This is a genomic window from Natrialbaceae archaeon AArc-T1-2, assembly GCF_030273315.1.
Taxonomy (GTDB): domain Archaea; phylum Halobacteriota; class Halobacteria; order Halobacteriales; family Natrialbaceae; genus Tc-Br11-E2g1.
Genome location: NZ_CP127174.1, coordinates 2,880,398 through 2,898,783, shown reverse-complemented (window position 1 = coordinate 2,898,783; position 18,386 = coordinate 2,880,398). Strand labels below are relative to the sequence as shown.

20 protein-coding genes are annotated in these 18,386 nt (G+C 65.9%); 13 read left to right on the top strand and 7 right to left on the bottom strand.

Features of this window, described 5'->3' with window-relative positions; all coding sequences use genetic code 11:
• The first annotated feature begins 83 nt into the window (after positions 1-83).
• The 3 genes from QQ977_RS14975 (at position 84) to QQ977_RS14965 (ending at position 4,757) form a co-directional block, all read left to right on the top strand.
• A complete protein-coding gene (locus tag QQ977_RS14975) occupies positions 84-2,126 on the top strand; it encodes a hydantoinase/oxoprolinase family protein (protein WP_285926570.1) in 2,043 nt (680 codons plus the stop codon).
• Positions 2,123-3,742 carry a hydantoinase B/oxoprolinase family protein gene (locus QQ977_RS14970; RefSeq protein WP_285926569.1) on the top strand — a complete coding sequence of 540 codons (1,620 nt, stop codon included), beginning with the start codon at positions 2,123-2,125 and terminating at the stop codon, positions 3,740-3,742. The genes QQ977_RS14975 and QQ977_RS14970 overlap by 4 nt, the downstream gene beginning before the upstream one ends.
• A gap of 61 nt (positions 3,743-3,803) precedes the next feature.
• Positions 3,804-4,757: an NADPH:quinone reductase gene (locus QQ977_RS14965; protein WP_285926568.1), complete on the top strand. Its 954-nt coding sequence runs from the start codon at positions 3,804-3,806 to the stop codon at positions 4,755-4,757.
• A gap of 31 nt (positions 4,758-4,788) precedes the next feature.
• Here QQ977_RS14965 and QQ977_RS14960 read toward each other — a convergent pair whose 3' ends face one another.
• Positions 4,789-5,181 carry a CopG family ribbon-helix-helix protein gene (locus QQ977_RS14960; protein WP_285926567.1) on the bottom strand — a complete coding sequence of 131 codons (393 nt, stop codon included), beginning with the start codon at positions 5,179-5,181 and terminating at the stop codon, positions 4,789-4,791.
• Positions 5,182-5,313: 132 nt separating this feature from the next.
• Between QQ977_RS14960 and QQ977_RS14955 the strand changes: the two genes are divergently transcribed.
• Positions 5,314-6,192 carry an amidohydrolase family protein gene (locus QQ977_RS14955; protein ID WP_285926566.1) on the top strand — a complete coding sequence of 293 codons (879 nt, stop codon included), beginning with the start codon at positions 5,314-5,316 and terminating at the stop codon, positions 6,190-6,192.
• A 127-nt stretch (positions 6,193-6,319) separates the two neighbouring features.
• Here QQ977_RS14955 and QQ977_RS14950 read toward each other — a convergent pair whose 3' ends face one another.
• Together QQ977_RS14950 and QQ977_RS14945 are read right to left on the bottom strand one after the other, a co-directional pair.
• Positions 6,320-6,748 (bottom strand): hypothetical protein, encoded by a 429-nt coding sequence (locus tag QQ977_RS14950; RefSeq protein WP_285926565.1) that lies wholly within the window; start codon positions 6,746-6,748, stop codon positions 6,320-6,322.
• Between the two features lie 77 nt (positions 6,749-6,825).
• Positions 6,826-7,590, bottom strand: coding sequence for an enoyl-CoA hydratase/isomerase family protein (locus tag QQ977_RS14945; RefSeq protein WP_285926564.1), 765 nt, complete (start codon positions 7,588-7,590; stop codon positions 6,826-6,828).
• 216 nt (positions 7,591-7,806) lie between these two features.
• On the opposite strand from QQ977_RS14945, the gene QQ977_RS14940 reads away from it, so the two are divergent.
• The 7 genes from QQ977_RS14940 to aglJ all read left to right on the top strand — a co-directional run bounded on the left by QQ977_RS14940 (position 7,807) and on the right by aglJ (position 14,175).
• Complete coding sequence (locus QQ977_RS14940) at positions 7,807-8,763, top strand: TIGR03557 family F420-dependent LLM class oxidoreductase (RefSeq protein WP_285928716.1); 957 nt, start codon at positions 7,807-7,809, stop codon at positions 8,761-8,763.
• Between the two features lie 223 nt (positions 8,764-8,986).
• Positions 8,987-9,541, top strand: coding sequence for a hypothetical protein (locus QQ977_RS14935; RefSeq protein ID WP_285926563.1), 555 nt, complete (start codon positions 8,987-8,989; stop codon positions 9,539-9,541).
• Between the two features lie 167 nt (positions 9,542-9,708).
• Positions 9,709-10,080, top strand: a complete 372-nt coding sequence (locus QQ977_RS14930) for a sensory rhodopsin transducer (protein WP_285926562.1) — start codon at positions 9,709-9,711, stop codon at positions 10,078-10,080.
• A gap of 55 nt (positions 10,081-10,135) precedes the next feature.
• Positions 10,136-11,380 (top strand): D-arabinono-1,4-lactone oxidase, encoded by a 1,245-nt coding sequence (locus QQ977_RS14925; RefSeq protein ID WP_285926561.1) that lies wholly within the window; start codon positions 10,136-10,138, stop codon positions 11,378-11,380.
• Complete coding sequence (locus QQ977_RS14920; protein ID WP_285926560.1) at positions 11,377-11,769, top strand: sensory rhodopsin transducer; 393 nt, start codon at positions 11,377-11,379, stop codon at positions 11,767-11,769. The genes QQ977_RS14925 and QQ977_RS14920 overlap by 4 nt, the downstream gene beginning before the upstream one ends.
• A 24-nt stretch (positions 11,770-11,793) precedes the next feature.
• Complete coding sequence (aglM, locus tag QQ977_RS14915) at positions 11,794-13,080, top strand: UDP-glucose 6-dehydrogenase AglM (protein ID WP_285926559.1); 1,287 nt, start codon at positions 11,794-11,796, stop codon at positions 13,078-13,080.
• 81 nt (positions 13,081-13,161) lie between these two features.
• Positions 13,162-14,175: an S-layer glycoprotein N-glycosyltransferase AglJ gene (aglJ, locus tag QQ977_RS14910; protein ID WP_285926558.1), complete on the top strand. Its 1,014-nt coding sequence runs from the start codon at positions 13,162-13,164 to the stop codon at positions 14,173-14,175.
• Here the strand turns inward: aglJ and QQ977_RS14905 are convergent.
• A complete protein-coding gene (locus QQ977_RS14905) occupies positions 14,172-14,507 on the bottom strand; it encodes a hypothetical protein (RefSeq protein ID WP_285926557.1) in 336 nt (111 codons plus the stop codon). The two genes, aglJ and QQ977_RS14905, sit on opposite strands and share 4 nt — an antisense overlap.
• Before the next feature lie 97 nt (positions 14,508-14,604).
• On the opposite strand from QQ977_RS14905, the gene QQ977_RS14900 reads away from it, so the two are divergent.
• Complete coding sequence (locus tag QQ977_RS14900; RefSeq protein ID WP_285926556.1) at positions 14,605-14,814, top strand: ribbon-helix-helix domain-containing protein; 210 nt, start codon at positions 14,605-14,607, stop codon at positions 14,812-14,814.
• A 12-nt stretch (positions 14,815-14,826) separates the two neighbouring features.
• Here the strand turns inward: QQ977_RS14900 and QQ977_RS14895 are convergent, their stop codons facing one another.
• Complete coding sequence (locus QQ977_RS14895) at positions 14,827-15,261, bottom strand: hypothetical protein (RefSeq protein WP_285926555.1); 435 nt, start codon at positions 15,259-15,261, stop codon at positions 14,827-14,829.
• Between the two features lie 72 nt (positions 15,262-15,333).
• Positions 15,334-16,014, bottom strand: a complete 681-nt coding sequence (locus QQ977_RS14890; RefSeq protein ID WP_285926554.1) for a hypothetical protein — start codon at positions 16,012-16,014, stop codon at positions 15,334-15,336.
• 90 nt (positions 16,015-16,104) lie between these two features.
• Here QQ977_RS14890 and QQ977_RS14885 point away from each other — a divergent pair, with 90 nt between their 5' ends.
• Positions 16,105-16,788: a VOC family protein gene (locus tag QQ977_RS14885; RefSeq protein WP_285926553.1), complete on the top strand. Its 684-nt coding sequence runs from the start codon at positions 16,105-16,107 to the stop codon at positions 16,786-16,788.
• Positions 16,789-16,823: 35 nt separating this feature from the next.
• Here QQ977_RS14885 and QQ977_RS14880 read toward each other — a convergent pair whose 3' ends face one another.
• Complete coding sequence (locus tag QQ977_RS14880) at positions 16,824-18,134, bottom strand: carboxylate--amine ligase (protein ID WP_285926552.1); 1,311 nt, start codon at positions 18,132-18,134, stop codon at positions 16,824-16,826.
• Positions 18,135-18,386 lie beyond the last annotated feature (252 nt).

Below are 18,386 nucleotides of genomic sequence, written 5' to 3'. Positions count from 1 at the left end.
GGACAGTTGAAAACGGTCGGGGCGGAGGCGCTCGCCACGGCGGCGTTCGCTACCGACGCCAGACGTCTTGAAACTCCTCCATTATGACAGAGCCACACGACACCGAACGGGACGCATCGACCACCGCCACGCGAGTCGGCGTCGACGTCGGCGGCACGTTCACCGACGTGACACTGTCGGTCGACGACCGGCTCGTGACGGCAAAAGTGCCGACGACCGACGACCAGAGCGTCGGCGTCTTAGAGGGTATCGCGAAAGCCTGCGAGCAGGCCGGGATCGTCCCGAGCGACCTCGAGACGTTCGCCCACGCGATGACCGTCTCGGTCAACGCGTTGCTCGAGCGCGGCGGGGCGAAGACGGCGCTCGTGACAACCGACGGATTCCGGGACGTCTTGGAGATCGGTCGCCAGGATCGGCCGGATCTGTACGACCTCGAGGCGGAGAAGCCGGAGCCACTCGTCCCACGACGCCGTCGATTCGAGATCGACGAGCGAACGACCGGCGGCGGCGTCGAGCGGTCGGTCGATCCCGATGAGGTCCGAGAGCTCGCCGAAACCGTACGAGAGCGAGACGTCGAGGCCGTCGCCGTCTCCTTGCTGCACGCCTACGCCGACCCCGAGAACGAACGCGTCGTCGCCGAGACCCTGAGAGACGAACTCGAGGTGCCGGTGTCGGCCTCCCACGAGGTGCTCGCGGAGTTTCGCGAGTACGAGCGCACCTCGACGACGGCTGCCGACGCCTACGTCCGACCCGTAATCGAAGGCTACGTCGGGCGGCTGGTCGAAGAGGCTCGATCGGAGGGGATTCCCGAACCGCGAATCATGCAGGCAAACGGCGGCATCGCCGACCCGGAGACGGTACGGACACGCGCCGTGACGACGGCGATGTCCGGCCCCGCCGCCGGCGTCGTCGGTGCCGCGGCGACCGTCGACGACGAGGGTGTCGACGGGCTGGTCACCTTCGACATGGGCGGGACCTCGAGCGACGTCAGCCTCGTCCGCGATGGGGAAGCCGAACGGACGACGGATTCGGAGATCGCGGGCGTCCCGATCCGCACGCCGATGGTCGACGTCACCACCGTCGGCGCGGGCGGCGGCTCGATCGCCTGGATCGACGCCGGCGGCGCACTCCGCGTCGGCCCGCGATCGGCAGGAGCCCAACCCGGCCCCGTCTGCTACGACCGCGGCGGCACCGAACCGACGGTGACCGACGCGAACGTCGTGCTTGGGTACATCGGTTCCGAGACGGCCCTGGGCGGTGAGATGACCCTGGACGTTGAGGCCGCCTACGGCGCGCTCGAGGACCTCGCCGACGAGGCGGGCCTCGAGGACGCACTCGAGGCTGCCCGCGGGGTCTACCGCGTGGCGAACGCGACGATGACCCGAGCGATCCGGTCGGTGACGGTCGAACGCGGATACGATCCGCGCGCGTTCGCGCTCGTCGCCTTCGGCGGTGCCGGCCCGATGCACGCGGCGGCACTCGCAGAGGCGCTCGAGATCGACCGCGTGATCGTCCCGCGACCCAGCGGCGTCCTCTCTGCCTTTGGTCTACTGGCGGCCGACGAGAGCTACGACGCCGTCCGGACCGTAAGCGTCGATCTATCGACGGTCGAGCGAGCCCACCTCGAGGACGTCTACGCCGACCTCGTCGCCGACGTGCTCGCGGATACCTCCGATCCCGACGCGGCCGTCGTCGAACGGGCCGCGGACTGTCGGTACGCCGGGCAGAGCTTCGAACTCACCGTCTCCGTCGACGAGAGCGTCGACGTCGGGGCCGTCGCCGAGCGGTTCCACGCGGCCCACGAACGGGCCTACGGCTACCGGATGGACGAGGAGATCGAGATCGTCAATCTGCGAGCGACGGCGACCGTCGAGGGGGACGAACCCGTCGTCCGTCACGCCGGCGAGGGCGGTGCCCTGCTCGGAACCAGAGAAGCACACTTCCCCGGCGTCGGGGCGCGGGAGACGACGGTTTACGACCGCGATCGCCTCGAGTCGGGGACGACGGTCTCCGGGCCGGCGATCTTAGAGCAGGCAGAGAGTACGACCGTCATCCCGCCGATGTGGGCGGGTGAGGTGCTCGAAGACGGAACGCTCACGATGACTCGAGAGGGGGTGGAGCAATGACCGACGCGACCGACGACGTCGACCCGATCACGCTGGAAGTGCTTCGCAACCAGCTCGAGAGCGTCGCCGAGGAGATGGGCCAGACCCTGATCCGCGGGGCGTACTCGCCGAACATCAAGGAACGACGGGACTGTTCGACGGCGCTGTTCGACGCGGCGGGGCGGATGATCGCCCAGGCCGAACACATCCCGGTTCACCTCGGCGCGATGCCCGAAGCCGTCGACGCCGTCCGCGAGTGCGACCCCCGACCGGGCGACGTCTTCGTGCTCAACGACCCGTTCCGGGGCGGTACCCACTTGCCGGACGTGACGATGGTTTCGCCGCTCGCACCGGGCGACGGTGACGACCGCGAGATCGTCGGCTACGCCGTCTCACGGGCACACCACGCCGACGTCGGCGGGATGGCTCCCGGCAGCATGCCCGCGGGTGCACGAGAGATCTACCAGGAAGGACTGCGGCTCCCGCCGGTTCGCCTCGTCGCGGACGGCGAGATTCGCGAAGACGTCCGGTCGATCGTGCTCGCGAACGTCCGAAACGCCCGCGAGCGCCGGGCCGACCTCCGGGCACAGCTGGCGGCGAACGACCGCGCCGAAACGCGTCTCGTTTCGCTGTTCGACGAGCACGGCCGCGAGACCGTCCTCGACGGCTTCGACGCCGTGATCGAGTATTCCCGCGATCGGATCGCGAGCGAGATCGAGACGCTGCCGGACGGCTCTTACGAGGCGACGGACGTCTTAGAAGGCGACGGCGTCACCGACGAGGACGTCGAGATCGCCGTCACGGTGACGATCGACGGCGACGAGATCGAGGTCGACTTTTCGGGGACGGCAGACCAGCTCGAGGGCAACCTCAACGCGCCGATCGCGGTCGCAAAGAGCGCGGTCTACTTCGTCGTCCGCTGTGTCACCGATCCCGAGATCCCGCCGAACCACGGCTGTTACGCGCCCGTCTCCGTCTATGCGCCCGACGGAACGCTGCTGAACCCCGAGCCGCCCGCGGCCGTCGTCGGCGGTAACGTCGAGACCAGCCAGCGCGTGACCGACGTCGTCTTCGCGGCGCTCGCCGAAGCCGCACCCGATCGCGTCCCCGCCCAGGGACAGGGGACGATGAACAACCTGACCGTCGGCGCGAGAGACGGCTCCTTTACCTACTACGAGACCATCGCCGGCGGCTTCGGCGCCCGAGCCGAGCGCGATGGCATGGACGGCGTCCAGGTCGGAATGACGAACACGCTCAACACACCCGTCGAATCCATCGAGACGGAGTATCCGCTTCGCGTCGAGCGATACGCCCTGCGTGAGGACAGCGGCGGCCGCGGCAAACACCGTGGTGGGCTCGGCCTCGAGCGAACCGTCGCCGTCGAGACCGACGCGACGGTCTCGCTTCTGACCGAGCGACGTCGTCACGCTCCAGGCGGCGTCGCAGGCGGCGAGGACGGACGGCCGGGGGAGAACCTGATCGACGGCGAACCGGTTCCGGCGAAGACGACCGTCGACGTCGGTGCGGGGACGACGGTGACGGTTCGCACACCCGGTGGCGGCGGACACGGCGATCCGAACGAACGCGACCCCGAAGCGCTCGAGGCCGACCGGGCCGACGAGAAAGCCAGGGACTGACGAACCGGGTACCGCCGCCGGTTCGGCCGGGTTTTTGGTGCCGGCTTCCGTCGGTGCCAATATGCGCGCCGTACGATACCACGACCACGGTGGCCCCGAGGTGCTGGACGTCGAGGACGTCTCCCGGCCCGAACCGGGAGCCGACGAACTGCTCGTTCGCGTCGGGGCGGCGGCGGTAAACCCCGTCGACACCTACTTCCGGGAGGGCTCGTACCCGCCGGGCGATCTCCCCTGGATCCCCGGTTCCGACGTGGCCGGCGTCGTCGAGGCGACGGGTGCAGAGACCGACCTCGAGGAGGGTGACCGGATCGTCGCGACCGGGCTCGGGAACGACCACCAGGGGACCTGCGCCGAGTACGTCGCCGTCCCCGAGACGTTCGCCGCAACGCTTCCCGACGCCGTTTCCGTCGAGACCGCCGCGGCCGGCGCGCTCGTTGGGGTCACCGCTTGGCAGTCACTGATCGCCGCCTGCGATCTCTCGCCGGGCGAGCGGGCACTCGTCCACGGCGGCAGCGGCGGCGTCGGCCACCTCGCCGTCCAACTGGCGGCCGCGACAGGTGCCGACGTGACGACCACCGCCTCCCCCGAGTACCACGACCGACTCGCCGAGATGGGAGCCGAGACGGTCCTCGATTACGGGCGCGGCGACCTCGAGGACGCCATCCTCGAGGCGGGCGACCCAGACGCCATCCTCGACCACCGGCTGGACGACTACCTCGGGCTCGACTGTCGCGTCGCGGCCTTCGACGGCGATATCGCCGCCATCGGCAACACCGACCTCGAGGCGACGTTCCCGAACGTTCCCGCCGCACGCGGGAAAGCGCTCTCGGTCCACCACGTTAGCATGTTCAACACGCCCGACATCGGGGCCGTGCTCGGACGACTCGTCCGACTGTACGAACGCGGCGACGTCGAACCCGTCGTTTCCCGGACGTACGACCTCGAGGCGGTGGCTGCTGCCCAGGAAGACGTCGTGACCGAGAGCTATCTCGGCAAGCTCGTCGTCGTCCCCTAACGGGGACGCTGTCTCCGAGTTACCGCGACTGTCAGTGCTCTGCCTGCAACAGCGTCACCGAGACCCGGCGGACGGCATCGAAGTCTTTGAGCCGATAGACGAGTTCTCGAACCCGTGACGCCGGCCCGTGACAGAAGACCGTCTCGAGACACCACTCGCCGTGGTGGACGTGACTGGTCGTATCGATCGCGGCCTGGAACTCGTGTTGGAGGTCGTGGAGCTCCTCGAGGACGTCGTCGTGTTCGTAATCGAAGACGATCGCCGCGGCGACGGGGCCGTCGGCGCGCTCGAGGTCGTGGTGTGACTCGACGTACTCCTGGATCGCCTCCCGGAGCGCCCGCGAGCGCGAGTCGAGGCCCTCTGCCTGCCAGGTCCGATCGAATTCGGCCAGAGTCTCCTCGGGAACAGTGAGGCTCGTTCGCATTGGCTGTCGTTCGGACGGGACAACCAAAGGTGTCGCGTTCGCGTCTATCGAGCCGGGAGCACGATTCGATACCCCGGGCGGTGGCCGGGGCGAAACGGGCGTGTTTTCACGCTGGCGGCCCCACCCGAACACATGTCGCTTCCGGTTGCACTCGAGCACGCAGACGGGCCGCGGGCGATAGACACGCACGCCCACCAGCCGACGAGCGAGTTCCTCCACGACGCCGGCGGACAGATGATGCAGGATGCAGCCGACCGCTTCGGCACCGACCTCGAGACCGACACCTACGAGCACATGATCGAAGCGTACCGCGAGGTCGGCGTCGACCGTGCCGTCTTGCTCGGCTGGGACGCCGAGACGAACACCGGCAACCCGCCCGTCCCGAACGACTACGTCGCCGAAGTCCGGGACGAGTACGGCGACTTCTTCGTCGGCTTCGGGTCGGTCGACCCGCTCAAAGACGACTGCGTCGAGGAAGCGATCCGCTGCGTCGAGGACCTCGATCTCTCGGGGTTCAAGTTCCAGCAGATCGCCCAGGGCTTTGACCCCTCTGACCCCGACCACGAGCAGCTGTGGGCGACCATCGAGGACCTCGGGGTGCCCGTCGTCTTCCACGGCGGCAACTCCACGCTCGGCGCGTGTGCACCCGGCGGCCGGGGGCTGAAGATCAAGTACGGCAATCCGATGCTGATCGACGACGTGGCCGCGACCTTCCCCGACCTGCAGATTCTCATCGCTCACCCCGCGTTCCCGTGGGAGAAAGAACAGCTCGCGATCTGCCAGCAGAAAGGCAACGTCTACATGGACCTCTCGGGGTGGATGCCCCAGTACATCGACGAGCAGGTGCTTCAGTACGCCGAGTCGCTCATCTCCGAGAAGGTCATGTTCGGTACCGACTACCCCATGTTAGAGCCCGAACCCTGGCTCGAGGGGTTCGCGGAACTCGACTTCGACGAGGAGCTCCAGCGAAAGCTCCTCTGGGAGAACGCCGAGGCGTTCCTCGGGCTGTAGCTTCGGCGTGCGTTTCGTGTCTCGCGCGTCTCGAGTTCTCGACCTTCGGTACGACGGACAAAAACACGGACGTCGACCGATCCAGCTAGGTGTCGTTCGGCCGCGGGTGTCACCGCTCTGGCTGTCGTTATCTCCGACTGTCGTCGTCGCCAATCAGATCGTCGTCGTCATCTCCGACGATACTGTCGTCGTCGTCACCGATCATGTCGTCATCGCCCACACTGGTGTCCGTTCCCATTCCGGTGTCGTCAGTCCCAGTGCCGGACTCTGTCTCCGTCGTAGTGTCGGTTCCCATACGAGAGCCGCCGACGTCCGACAGATCTCCCTCGAGGCGGATCTCGTCGTCTGTTACCTCTGCGACGGCTTCTTCCTGTAGCGGGTAACTCTCCTCGTCTGTCCCTTCCCAGCCGAGTTTGGCCTTGATCGTCTCGAACATCCCCGGATCGGGTTCGACGTGTGCTGTTCCGTGTTCGATGGCGGCGACGATTCCGACCGTTTCGCCGTTCGCGTTGATGACCCGTTTGCCGACGTCGTCGTCGGTGAACTGTGCGCACATAACATCACGAATAGAGACGTCCCGGCGCAAGTCGATGGTGCTTTCATACGCCTGTGAGCGTCACACGCTGTAGCTTCTCAGTCGAACTTCGGCTCCCGACCTTCGAGGAAGGCGTTGACGCCTTCTTCGTGTGCGTCGGAGCTGTAGGCCTGTACCTGAAGCAAGGACTCGTAGTCAAGCGCCTCGGACCAGTGGCGACCGAGGTTCTCGTGTATTGCCCGTTTCATCAGTCCGATCGTCTCCGTGGGACGGCGCTCGAGCGTCCTGACGGTCTCGTCGACCCGCTGGTCGAGTTCGTCCTCGGCGACGGCTTCGGTGATCAGACCGTACTCCGCCGCCTCCGCCGCCGAGAAGAACTCGCCGGTGAACGCGAGCCGTTTCGCGGTTCGCAGGCCGACGAGTTTGGGCAACAGGAAGGTGCCGCCGGTGTCCGGAATCAGTCCCACGCGGACGAACGCACACGAGAAGGTGGCGTCCTCGACGGCGTAGGCGAAATCCGAAAGCGCCGTGATCGCAAGACCCGCGCCGACGGCGTCGCCGTTGACCCGCGCGACGACGGGAACGGGACACTCGAGCAGCTCCTCGACGACGCGACCGAACGTCTCACAGACCCGTTCGTAGGCCTCCTGTGGCCCCTCCTCGCGTTCGGCCATCGACTCGATGTCCCCGCCGGCACTGAACGCCTCGCCTTCGCCAGTGAGGACGACGGCGTGGTGGTCGTCCGGATCCGCCGTCGAGACGGCTTCGGCGAACTCGATCGCCGCCGCCGTCGAGAACGCGTTCATCGCGTCTGGCCGGTCGAAGGTGATCTGCAGGACTCCGTCGTCTTCCTCGACGTGCATGTCTCGGAGTTATCGGTCCGACCCTTAATGCTGCTCGACTCGCTGGGAGTTCCGACCGAACCCGTCGCCGTGGTTTCGCAACCAGCAAGGAACCCGTCGCTCGCGACGAACGAAACGGAACCGGTTCGATGGGACGATAGTTCGGATGGACGAACGGACGGTGGCAGTATTATGCCCGTCTCCGTCGTCGTACGGGTCGTCTTCGAGGACGATATCATGGTAGACATCGGACACAAACTCGTCAGCGAGTTACACGGCCCGACCGACCTCGTCGAATACGCCCAGTTGACCGAGGACTCGGCGTTCGAATTCGCCAACGTCTCGGACCACTTCCACCCGTGGCTTCCCGAGCAGGGAGAGAGTCCGCTGGTCTGGAACGTCCTCGGCGCGATCGCCCAGGCGACCGACGACCTCGAGGTCTGGACCGGCGTCACCTGCCCGACGACCCGAATCCATCCCGCGATAATCGCGCAGGCGGCCGCGACGACCGCGACGATGTTCGAGGGGCGGTTCACCTTCGGCGTCGGCACCGGGGAGAACCTGAGCGAGCACGTCCTCGGCGATCGCTGGCCCGAACACCGGGTGCGCCTCGAGATGCTCGAAGAGGCGATCTGGCTGATGCGGGCGCTGTGGTCCGGCGACAACGTGAGCCACGACGGCGAGTATTACACCGTCGAGAACGCGCGTCTGTTCACACTCCCCGAGGAACCGCCCGACGTCGCGGTCGCAGCCGACGGCCCGAAGACGGCCCGAAAAGCCGGCGAAATCGGCGACGGACTCATCACCGTCGTTCCCGACGAGCGCCTGGTCGAAACCTTCGCAGAGACCGCAGACGACGACGGTATCGTCTACGGCGAGGCGACCGTCTGCTGGGCCGAAGACGAGGACGAGGCGATCGACACGGTGGCCGAACTCTGGCCCCAGGAGGCACTCCCCAGCACGCTGCTGTGGGACCTGCCGACGCCGGCGCACTTCGCGGAAGCGACCGAGGCGGTCTCGAGAGACGACGTCGCCGAGGCGGTCCCCTGCGGTCCCGACCCGGACGCTCACGTCGAGGCGATCCAGGCGTACGTCGACGCCGGCTTCGACGCGATCGCGGTCCACCAGGTCGGCTCCGATCAGGAGGGCTTTCTCGAGTGCTACGAAGAAGAGGTGTTGCCGGCGTTCGACTGACCCGCCGTCTCGTTCTGACGTGGCTCTCGCGTTCGGCTCGGGATGCGTGTTGGGTTCATCGACCACCCGTAACGGAGCCGCCGTTTTGCTGACTCGGCAAATCGGGGATGCGATTTTGGTAGTGGCCTGCGTCGATCCACCTGTTGGTGTACTCGAACACGATCGAAACGACACGCTCTCTCGCCACGACAGCACCCCCGGCGGGCCGTACGGTGATCAGCCGATGACCTGGAACTGGACCGACTCGATCGCCGGATTTGGCCGGAACCTCTCGGCCGCGGTCGCCTACCCGTTCGAATCGTGGCGCGGAACGATCGGATTCGTCGCCGTCGCGTTCGCCACGTACATCGTGTTGGTACTAAGCGCGATGCCGGAGTTCGCGTTACAGATGCTCGGCGACGGCCTCCACTGGTTCGATTATGTCCTCGTCTCGTTGACGGAGTCGATCTATCTGGCTGACGGTCCCGCCGGGCTCGTGATCCTCGTCCTCTACGCGCTCCTTACCGGTGTCGCAGTCGTCAACGCCGTTGCACAGCTTCGGATCGTCGGATTCTCGAGTCTGACCGACCTCTCGGCCGTCCTCCCGGGCCTCCTCGCGTCCGGCTGTGCGAGCTGTGGCGCGGGGTTGCTAGCCTTCCTCGGGTTCGCCGGCGGCCTGACACTGCTGCCGTTCGACGGCGCGCTCCTTCGGATCGGCGGCCTCGCGTTGTTGCTGTTCTTCCTCGGACGGGCGGGCCATCCCGAACGGTGTGCGGTCTCGAGCGACGCGTCGAAATGACGGCATTTCGATTACGCTTTCGACGCCGGACCACGAGGCCGACGCCGCCGAGTCGAGGTGTGCAGTGAGTGCATCCGAGACGCCGGTCTACCTCGAGCACAGCACTCGATCGCCTGAGACTGCAAGCCCGGGCGGTAACCGCTCGCTCGTAGACTCGACACGTGACGATGACGGGCAAACACACGTGGGCGATTCCCGAGGGGTACATCCCCGAAGAAAGTACGGGCCCCGAACCCGAGATGGTCAGCCACGAGGCGGTGTGTCTCCTGAACACCACCGACGAGGATGCGGCCGTCGAACTCACGGTTTATTTCACCGACCGCGAACCGGTCGGTCCCTACGAGGAGACCGTTCCCGCGAACCGAACGAAACACCTCCGATTCAACGAACTCGAAGAGCCTGCGGAAATTCCCGAGGGCGAACCGTTCGCGAGCGTGATCGAGTCGGACGTGCCGGTGGTCTGTCAGCACACGCGGCTCGACTCGAGGCAGGCGGAGAACGCGTTGCTCTCGACGATCGCACACCCGGGTGATTCGTAATGGTGCGAGCGACTGGACCGTCGAGAATCACTACGGCGCTTTCCGAGGGGTAATCGTGGACAAGAGTGATCCCGGCGAGACGGCAGGCGAGGAGTGGTCGAACTGGTCGGGCGGCGTCTCCGTCGAACCGGACCGGATGTACACGCCCGAGACCGAATCCGAGGTCCAGTCGATCGTCCGCCAGTGTGCCGACGACGGTCGGACTGTCCGCGTGGCCGGCGCGGGTCACTCCTGGACGCCGGTCGTCGAAACCGACGACGTGATCGTCTCGCTCGAGCGGATGACCGGACTCGTCTCCGCCGACTCCGAGACGAAGACGGCGACGGTCCGGGGCGGCACGACGCTCGATGAGGCCGGTCTCGACCTCCACGAGCGCAACCTCGGGCTGGCGAACCTCGGCGACGTGACGATGCAGACGGTCGCGGGCTCGTTCGGCACCGGCACCCACGGCACGGGTCCAGCCTTCGAGAACCTCGCCGGGTCGCTCGTCGGCGGGCGAGTCGTGACTGGAACGGGCGAGGTCCGCGCGTTCGACGCCAACGACGACCCCGCCCTGCTCGAGGCAGCGCGCGTCTCGCTTGGCACGCTCGGGATCTTCACCGAGGTGAAACTCGACTGTCGACGCACGTACAAGCTCGAGCGTCGCGAGTACTGCGGGCGATTTCGGGACGTCTGGGACCACCTCGAGGAGCTGATCGCCGAGAACCGGAACTTCGACTTCTACTGGTATCCCCGGTCGGACGAGGTCAAGCTTCGACTGCTCAACCCGCCCGGCGGCGGCACTGACGACGCAGACCTCGAGTACGCGACGCTCGTCGAACGCGAGACCGACTGGTGGCACCAGGCCATTCCCGCGCACAACGAGATCGGCCGCAAGTTCGAGGAGATGGAGTACGCCATCCCGCGCGAGGCGACCAGGGAGTGTTTCCGCGAGGTCCGCGATCGGGTGCGAGATCGCTGGCGAAGCGACGTCGGCTGGCGGCTGCTCGTCCGGACCGTCGCGGCCGACGATACGTACCTCTCGACGGAGTACGACCGCGAGACGACGACGATCTCGTGCATCCAGAACGCCGAACTCGAGTATCGGGAGTACTTCGAGGACATCGAACCGATCTTCCGGAGGTACGACGGCCGTCCCCACTGGGGCAAACGGCACACGCTTCGCGCGCCGAAGCTTCGGGAGCTGTACCCGAAGTGGGACCGGTTCCACGAGTTTCGTCGCGAGTTCGATCCGGAGGGCGTGTTCCTGACCGACTACCTCGAAGAGCTGCTGGTCGGGGAGGAGGGTTCCTCACCATGACCGACGAAGCCCCGATCGGTGCGACGCGCTGGGAGGTTCCCGGTGGTTTCGTACCGGCTGACAGCACCGGCCCGGAGCCGGAGATGGTCAGCCACGACGCGCTGTCGCTGTTGAACGCGGGCGAGGAGATGGCCACCCTCGAGATCACGCTCACCTACGCCGACGGCCACGAAGCGGGGCCGTACCCGCTCACCGTCGCCCCGCGTCGAGTGCGGCGGATCCGAATCAACGACCTGATCGACCCCTACGCACCGCCACTCGGCAGAGACTACGGCATCGTGCTCGAGTCGGACGTGCCGGTCGTCGTCCAGTTCACTCGCCAGGACACGCGACAGGCCGAGCACGCGACGCTCTCGACGATCGCGTACGGCGAAGCCAAAAACGACTAACGCGCTCCCCTCGAGACGGGGCACATGCACGTCTCCATCGTGGGCAGCGGCTACGTCGGGACGACGGTCGCGGCCTGTCTCGCGGACCTGGGCCACGACGTCGTCAACGTCGAAGTAGACGAAGAGATCGTCGAGACGATCAACGCGGGCGAGGCCCCGATCCACGAGGCCGGCCTCGCCGACCGCATCGACGCACACGCAGGCACGCGGCTCCGGGCGACGACCGACTACGACGCCGTCGCCGAGACCGACCTCACAATGCTCTGTCTCCCGACGCCCCAGCGCGAGGACGGCAGCCTCGACCTCGCCGTGATGAAAGCGGGTGTCGAGTCGCTGGGCGACGCCCTCGCCGAGAAAGACGGCGACCACCTCGTCGTCGTCAAGAGCACCGTCCTGCCGGGTACCACCGAGGACGTCGTCGGTCCGATCGTCGCCGATCGGTCGGGCAAGGAGGTTGGCGAGGATCTCGAGCTGGCGATGAACCCCGAGTTCCTCCGGATGAGCACCGCCGTCGCCGACTTCTTCGAGCCGGACAAAGTGGTGCTTGGAACCGAACGCGAGGCGGCGGCCGCGACGCTTCGGGAGCTGTACGCGCCGATTCTCGACGACGACACCCACCTCGTCGAACCCCGGATTCGCGAGGCCGAGCTCATCAAGTACGCCAACAACGCCTTCCTCGCGGCGAAGGTGTCGCTGGTCAACGAACTCGGCAACGTCGCGAAAGCCTACGGGGCGGACGCCTACGAGGTGCTCGAGGCCGTCGGACTCGACGAGCGGATTTCAGAACGCTTTCTCAGGTCGGGACTGGGCTGGGGCGGCTCCTGTTTCCCGAAAGACGTCAACGCGCTTCGCGCGGGCGCACGAGAACAGGGCTACGATCCTGTCCTGCTCGATGCCGTCGTCGCGGTCAACGACGAGCAACCCCGCCGGCTCGTTTCCCTCCTCGGCGATCACGTCGACCTCGAGGGCGCACGGATCGCCGTCCTGGGCCTCTCGTTCAAACCCGGCACCGACGACGTCCGCAAATCGAGAGCGCTCGACGTGATCGAGCATCTCCGAGAGCGCGACGCGACCGTCGTCGCCTACGATCCCGTCGCGATCGAGAACGTCCGGCCCGACTACCCCGACCTCGAGTACGCCGACTCGGCAATCGCCGCTCTCGAGGGTGCAGACGGTGCGGTCGTCGCCACCGGCTGGCCGGAGTTCGACGACCTCGACGTCGAGGGGATGGCCCGCCGGGTCGTCGTCGACGGGCGACGAATCGGCGTCGATCCGGCCGACCTCGAGGTCTACGAGGGACTGACGTGGTGACGACCGACGAGACGCGGCTCGGACGGCGCTCTCGTGGCAGATCAGTAGCCTTTTCGGCTCCGACGGGCGAATGATCACTCGATGGAGCATGACGCGATTCGCGCGGACACGGAGGTCCTCACCATGACCGACGAGCCGCGCGATATCTCTCCTGACGACGTCTGCGTTCTCGTTCCGACGCTCGAGGAGGAAGCGACCATCGGCGAGGTGATCGACGGCTTCCACGAGGAGGGGTATACGACCGTTCTCGTGGTCGACGGGGACTCCGAAGACGCTACTCGCGAGATCGCACGCGAGCGGGGTGCGGGCGTGCTGGTACAGTCGGGCTCGGGGAAAGGACAGGCCGTCCGGGAGGCCATGGAGTACGTCGATTTGCCGTACGTTCTGATGGTCGACGGCGACGGGACCTACGATCCGGCCGACGCCGAGACGATGCTCGAGCCGCTCGCCGAGGGGTACGAACACGTCATCGGTAATCGATTCGCGGACATGGACGACGACGCCATGCGCGCGCTCAATGGCTTCGGCAACCGGGTGATAAACCGCGCGTTTCGGTTCGTCCACGGCGCGGCCTTCGAGGACATCCTCTCGGGCTATCGGGCGTTTACGACCGACTCGTTTCAGCGGCTCTCGCTTTCGTCCGACGGATTCACGATCGAGACCGAACTCGCCGTCGAGTGTGTGAAAAACGGGATCGACACGACCGTCGTCCCGATCAGTTACCGCGCCCGGCCGGAGGACTCGACGACGAACCTGCACCCGATCTGGGACGGCGGGACGATCGCGCTCACGCTGTACTCGCTCGCGAAGACGAACAACCCGCTGCTTTACTTCGGCAGCGTCGGCGTCTCCGGTATCCTCTCGGGGACCGCGATCGCCGCCTACGTGCTCTACCGATACCTCCAGTACGGCATCAGCCACGAGGTGCTGGCCGTCGTCTCGGCGGCTGGAATCTTACTCGGCGTTCAGCTCGTGATGTTCGGCGTTCTCTCCGATATGATCGTCACGTTGCACCGTGAACAACGACAGCGGCTGGATCGGTTACGACGCGAGACGAAGCGCGATCGGGAGACGAACACGAACGACCGGGACTAGAACGGAAGTAGCGACCGCACTTGCTTTACGACGCCACCGGAGTGATTCTTGCGGTACTCCTCGAACTCCGGATGGAGCGCGTTCAAGAGCTGTTGGCGGCTCTCGAAGCGATCCTGATCCTGATCGACCTCCGCGAGGATCTCGCCGAGTGCGACGTCGTTACCGTGGACGTCGTACGGAATACGTTCGTGACCGAGTTCTGCTGCGACGTCGTCTCTGGTGGCCGGAAAGGTGAGGTCGGATCGTCGAAGCGTCGCGTCGACGGCTGCGATGCCGAACTCGACGCTGTCGGGCTCGTCGTCGTCGTCGTTCGATGGTGGCCGGACTCCCATAGGGACACGTAAGTGCCCCCCTACAAAAATCACTGTGGAGTCGATACTCTCACTCGAGCAGGGACAGGTTCACGTATCTCTCCGAGAATACTCGAGTATGACCGAGTACACGACCGTCTCGATCCCGAAAGACCTCGCTGATCGCGTCGACGAAACGATCGAGGGGACGAGCTTCCAGAGCACGAGTGACCTCGTGCGATTTCTCTTGCGGAGCATCGTCATCCAACATCAGCAATCGGGCGAACTCACCGAAGCGGAGTTCGAGGAGATCACAGAGCAGCTGAAAGGGCTCGGCTATCTCGACTGACCGGCACCGCCGTCACCGACCGTCCCGGTCCGATAGCGACCGTTCTGGCGGCCGGGCGTCGACGATCTCGAGTGGCTGTCGCTCGCCTGCCCGATCGAACGCACCGAAGGAGTCTTCGTCGGGTTCCCACGGTGGTACGGCGACGAAGACGACCTGCGCGAGGTGATCGCGTTTCGTCACTTCCAGTTCACCGACGGGGTGGGAGACGAACCGACCCTGAATCTGGCGAGCGGGCGTCGAGAGGTCGACGCCGAAGACGGCGTTCACCGAATTACCTGGATCCGGCAGGTAGAAGTCCGTGAACACGGGCGTCTCCGGAGGGAGTCGCCCAGCTCCCTCGAGTTCGCCCGCCGGCGTCACCGAGAGACCGGTCGTGACGTCGTCGGGATCGGCGTCGCTCGCAAGATCGAGCAAGACGTCGACGAGGCCGCGCGTTACGTAGATCACAGTTGTCATAGACACGCGTGAGTGTTAGATGTATGGCCTGGCGGCAGCGTTCGGCCGTCGACCGTGATCGAGTCACACCGGCAGGAACGTCCGCAGAGTCTTCGCGTACAGCGCCGGCATCCGCCGTCGGGAGCCGTCGATCGCCGACCGGAGCGCGCTCGAGGCGGCGGCGAACACCCCTTCGCCGTGGCCGACGAGTACGCGGTCGGGATCGAACCCGGCCAGATCACGCGGCGGAAACCCGCGCAACATCGGGTGGACCCCGAGACGTTCCCCGCGGGCGAGGAAGTACGCCGCCGTGCCGACGGATTCGGGGACAACGAGTGTTCGCTCGTCGGGGTCGTAGAGTGCGATCTCCTGCCAGAAGCGGTTGTTTTGCAGGACGTGGACCTCGAAGCCCGTCTCGTCGAGTTCGGCTCCGAAGCGAGTGATCGGGGCGTCGATCCCCTCGGCGACGTTTTCGAAGAAGCTCGGGAGGTAGACGGACACGCCGTGGCGGTTGGCGACGGTCGCGGCGTCGCGCGTGTGCCGATCGAACGTGACGACGACGCCGGCGACCTCACCGAACTCCGCGAGTAACTCGTCCAGCCCGTCGGCGTCGACGGGATCGATCACCCACACCTCGTCGTCGACGGCCAGGGCGTGACTCGCTCGCTGTATCGTCTCCTCGGGGTGGGCGATCCAGCCGACGCCGCCTTCGAAGCGATCGATCTCTCTGACGTCGGTCGCGCGTTCGTCTACTCGCAGTGTCATGGAGACGACTACGACGACGAGCATCATAAACACGCGTCGGGGCGATACCGTCCCGACGCCTCTTTGTCGCTCCCGCGAGTATCCACTGGTATGCTGACCGGCCTGGCCTGGCTCGCCCTCGAGGTCAAATACCTCCAGCGGTCCCGTCGGTTCTACGAGGAGACGCTCGACCTATCGGTACGCGAAGCGACCGACCGCGAGGTCCGCTTCGAGGCCGGCGACACTGCGTTCGTCTGCCGTCGATCCGACGGGATCCCCCGTGGGGGGTTGCACACCCACTTCGCGTTCTCGATCCCGGCCGGCGAGTACGACGACTGGTGGGACCGACTCGCCGACGAGTACGACCTAACGGAGTTTCAGTTCGGATCCGCGCGGTCGCTGTACCTGTACGATCCCGACGGCAACTGTGTCGAACTCGGCCAACGCGAGGTTACGGGACCCGGGATCGACGGGATCTTCGAGGTCGTCCTCGAGGTCGAATCCCTCGAGCGCGCACGCGCGTTCTACGCTGACCTGGGGTTCGAGACGGTCGATCGGGGCGACGAACGCACTCGCGTCCGAATGACCGGTCCTGTCGACCTCGAACTCTGGGAACCTCAGCTCGGGCTGGCCGACGCCAGAGGCGGCGTCCACGTCGACCTCGGATTCGAGACGCCGAAGCCGGAGACAGCGCTCGAGGCGGTCGAAGAGCGGGTGAGACTGCTCGAGCGCGGATCGGATCGGGTCGTGGTCGCCGATCCCGACGGACACGTTCTGGCGTTCGTCTCCCAGTAGCGACTCGAACCCGGTAGCCGATCACGGTTTTCCGGTCAGTCGACGGAGACGCTGCCGTCCGCGGGGTTGCCTGTCTCGTCCGGCTCCGAGAGTGCGTCGGTGTTCGGGTTTGACTCCTCGGGATCGCTTCGCTCGGGGCGGTACTTCGCTCTCGTCTCACCGTAGGCGTTGAGTAGATCCCGAACGAACGGTCGCAGGTCGTCGAGGCGAGCGTAGTCGAACCGCGGATGCTTCACGACCGACCACAGGATCTCGCCGACCGTCTCCGGAACGGACGGTTTCTCCACGAGCTCGACGTCGTCGGTGAGCACGGAGTGCAGATGGAGGAGTTCTCCCCGGAGGAGGTGTCCAGCGACGCCGGGCTCGTAGCTGTCGTCGATCCGCTCTCGTTCATCCGTCGCGAGCAGCCAGTAGTAGTACGGAAAGTCGGCTCCAGCCTGGACGGAAAACGGCAGCGACGACCAGAAGCGGGGGTTTATCTCCATCAGCTTGAACTCGCCGGTCGTGTCGTCACGCAGGAACTCGACCATCGCGAGTCCGTGCCACTCGAGTCGATCCAGTAGGCTCCGTCCAGCGTCCTCGAGCGCGGGAATGCTGACCGACTCGCGAAACGAACTCGCGCCACCCGCGTAACTGTAGCCCCGGCGCTGACGGTGCTGGAAGGTCGCGACCGGTTCTCCATGCTCGTAGAGGGCGAAGAAACCGTACTCGTCGGTCGTCGGGACGTACTCCTGGACCAGCGGGACGTGTCCCATTCGTCGGTGGAGCCGCTCGACGTCAGGCTCGACGCCGGGACGGAGATACTCGGTTTTGGGTGGATCGCGGTACTGGGCCGGCGCGTAATGGTCGACGTACTCGTTCGTAAGGATCGAGTAGCGCGCTTTGACGATCCACTCGCGGTCCCACTCGGTGTCGTCTTCGAGCAATCCGGTCGTCGGCGTTACGACGCCGGCCTCGTCGGCAGTTTCGAACAGCCTGATGCGGTCCTGGACGTGTTCGAGAGTGTCGAGAGTCGGCCAGAGCGGGTAGACGTGTTCGCTGAATGCATCTCTGTACTTCGAGAGGACGTAGACGTCTACGTCACGGACGGGAATGATCGTCGCCACGTCCGGACGCATCGCGACCGAAAGCAACGCGTCCCGGTACGCGATCAGATCGTCGTGTGGCGATGGAACCGGTACGTTCTCGTCACAGTACGCTGATCGCGACCCGGGGGTCGTCTCGTGGTCCGAGAGGACGATCGTTCGAACCCCACGCCGTCCGAGAGAGCGCAGACACGCGACAGTGCTGGGTGCAGAGACGGCCGGCACAGCGACTGATCGACCCGTCCACGTCTCAGATGCCATCGACACCACCCCCGGAAATCGGTCGCAATCGGAATGCGTCGGACATACACCTATCAGGGAACTGTCGGCCGTTAGTTAAGAGCGGTCTATTGTCCGTTTCGAGTCCAGATAGTGGCCGCCGAACAGAATTGTATCACGTTGTTGTCTGGTACGCTCTCGATACTCGAACCGTTCCGTCCAACGGAGACACAAATACGTTTCCTATCGGTACAGTTCGTGTATCTCGGAAAAAACCCCTTGGTAGCTAGTGTC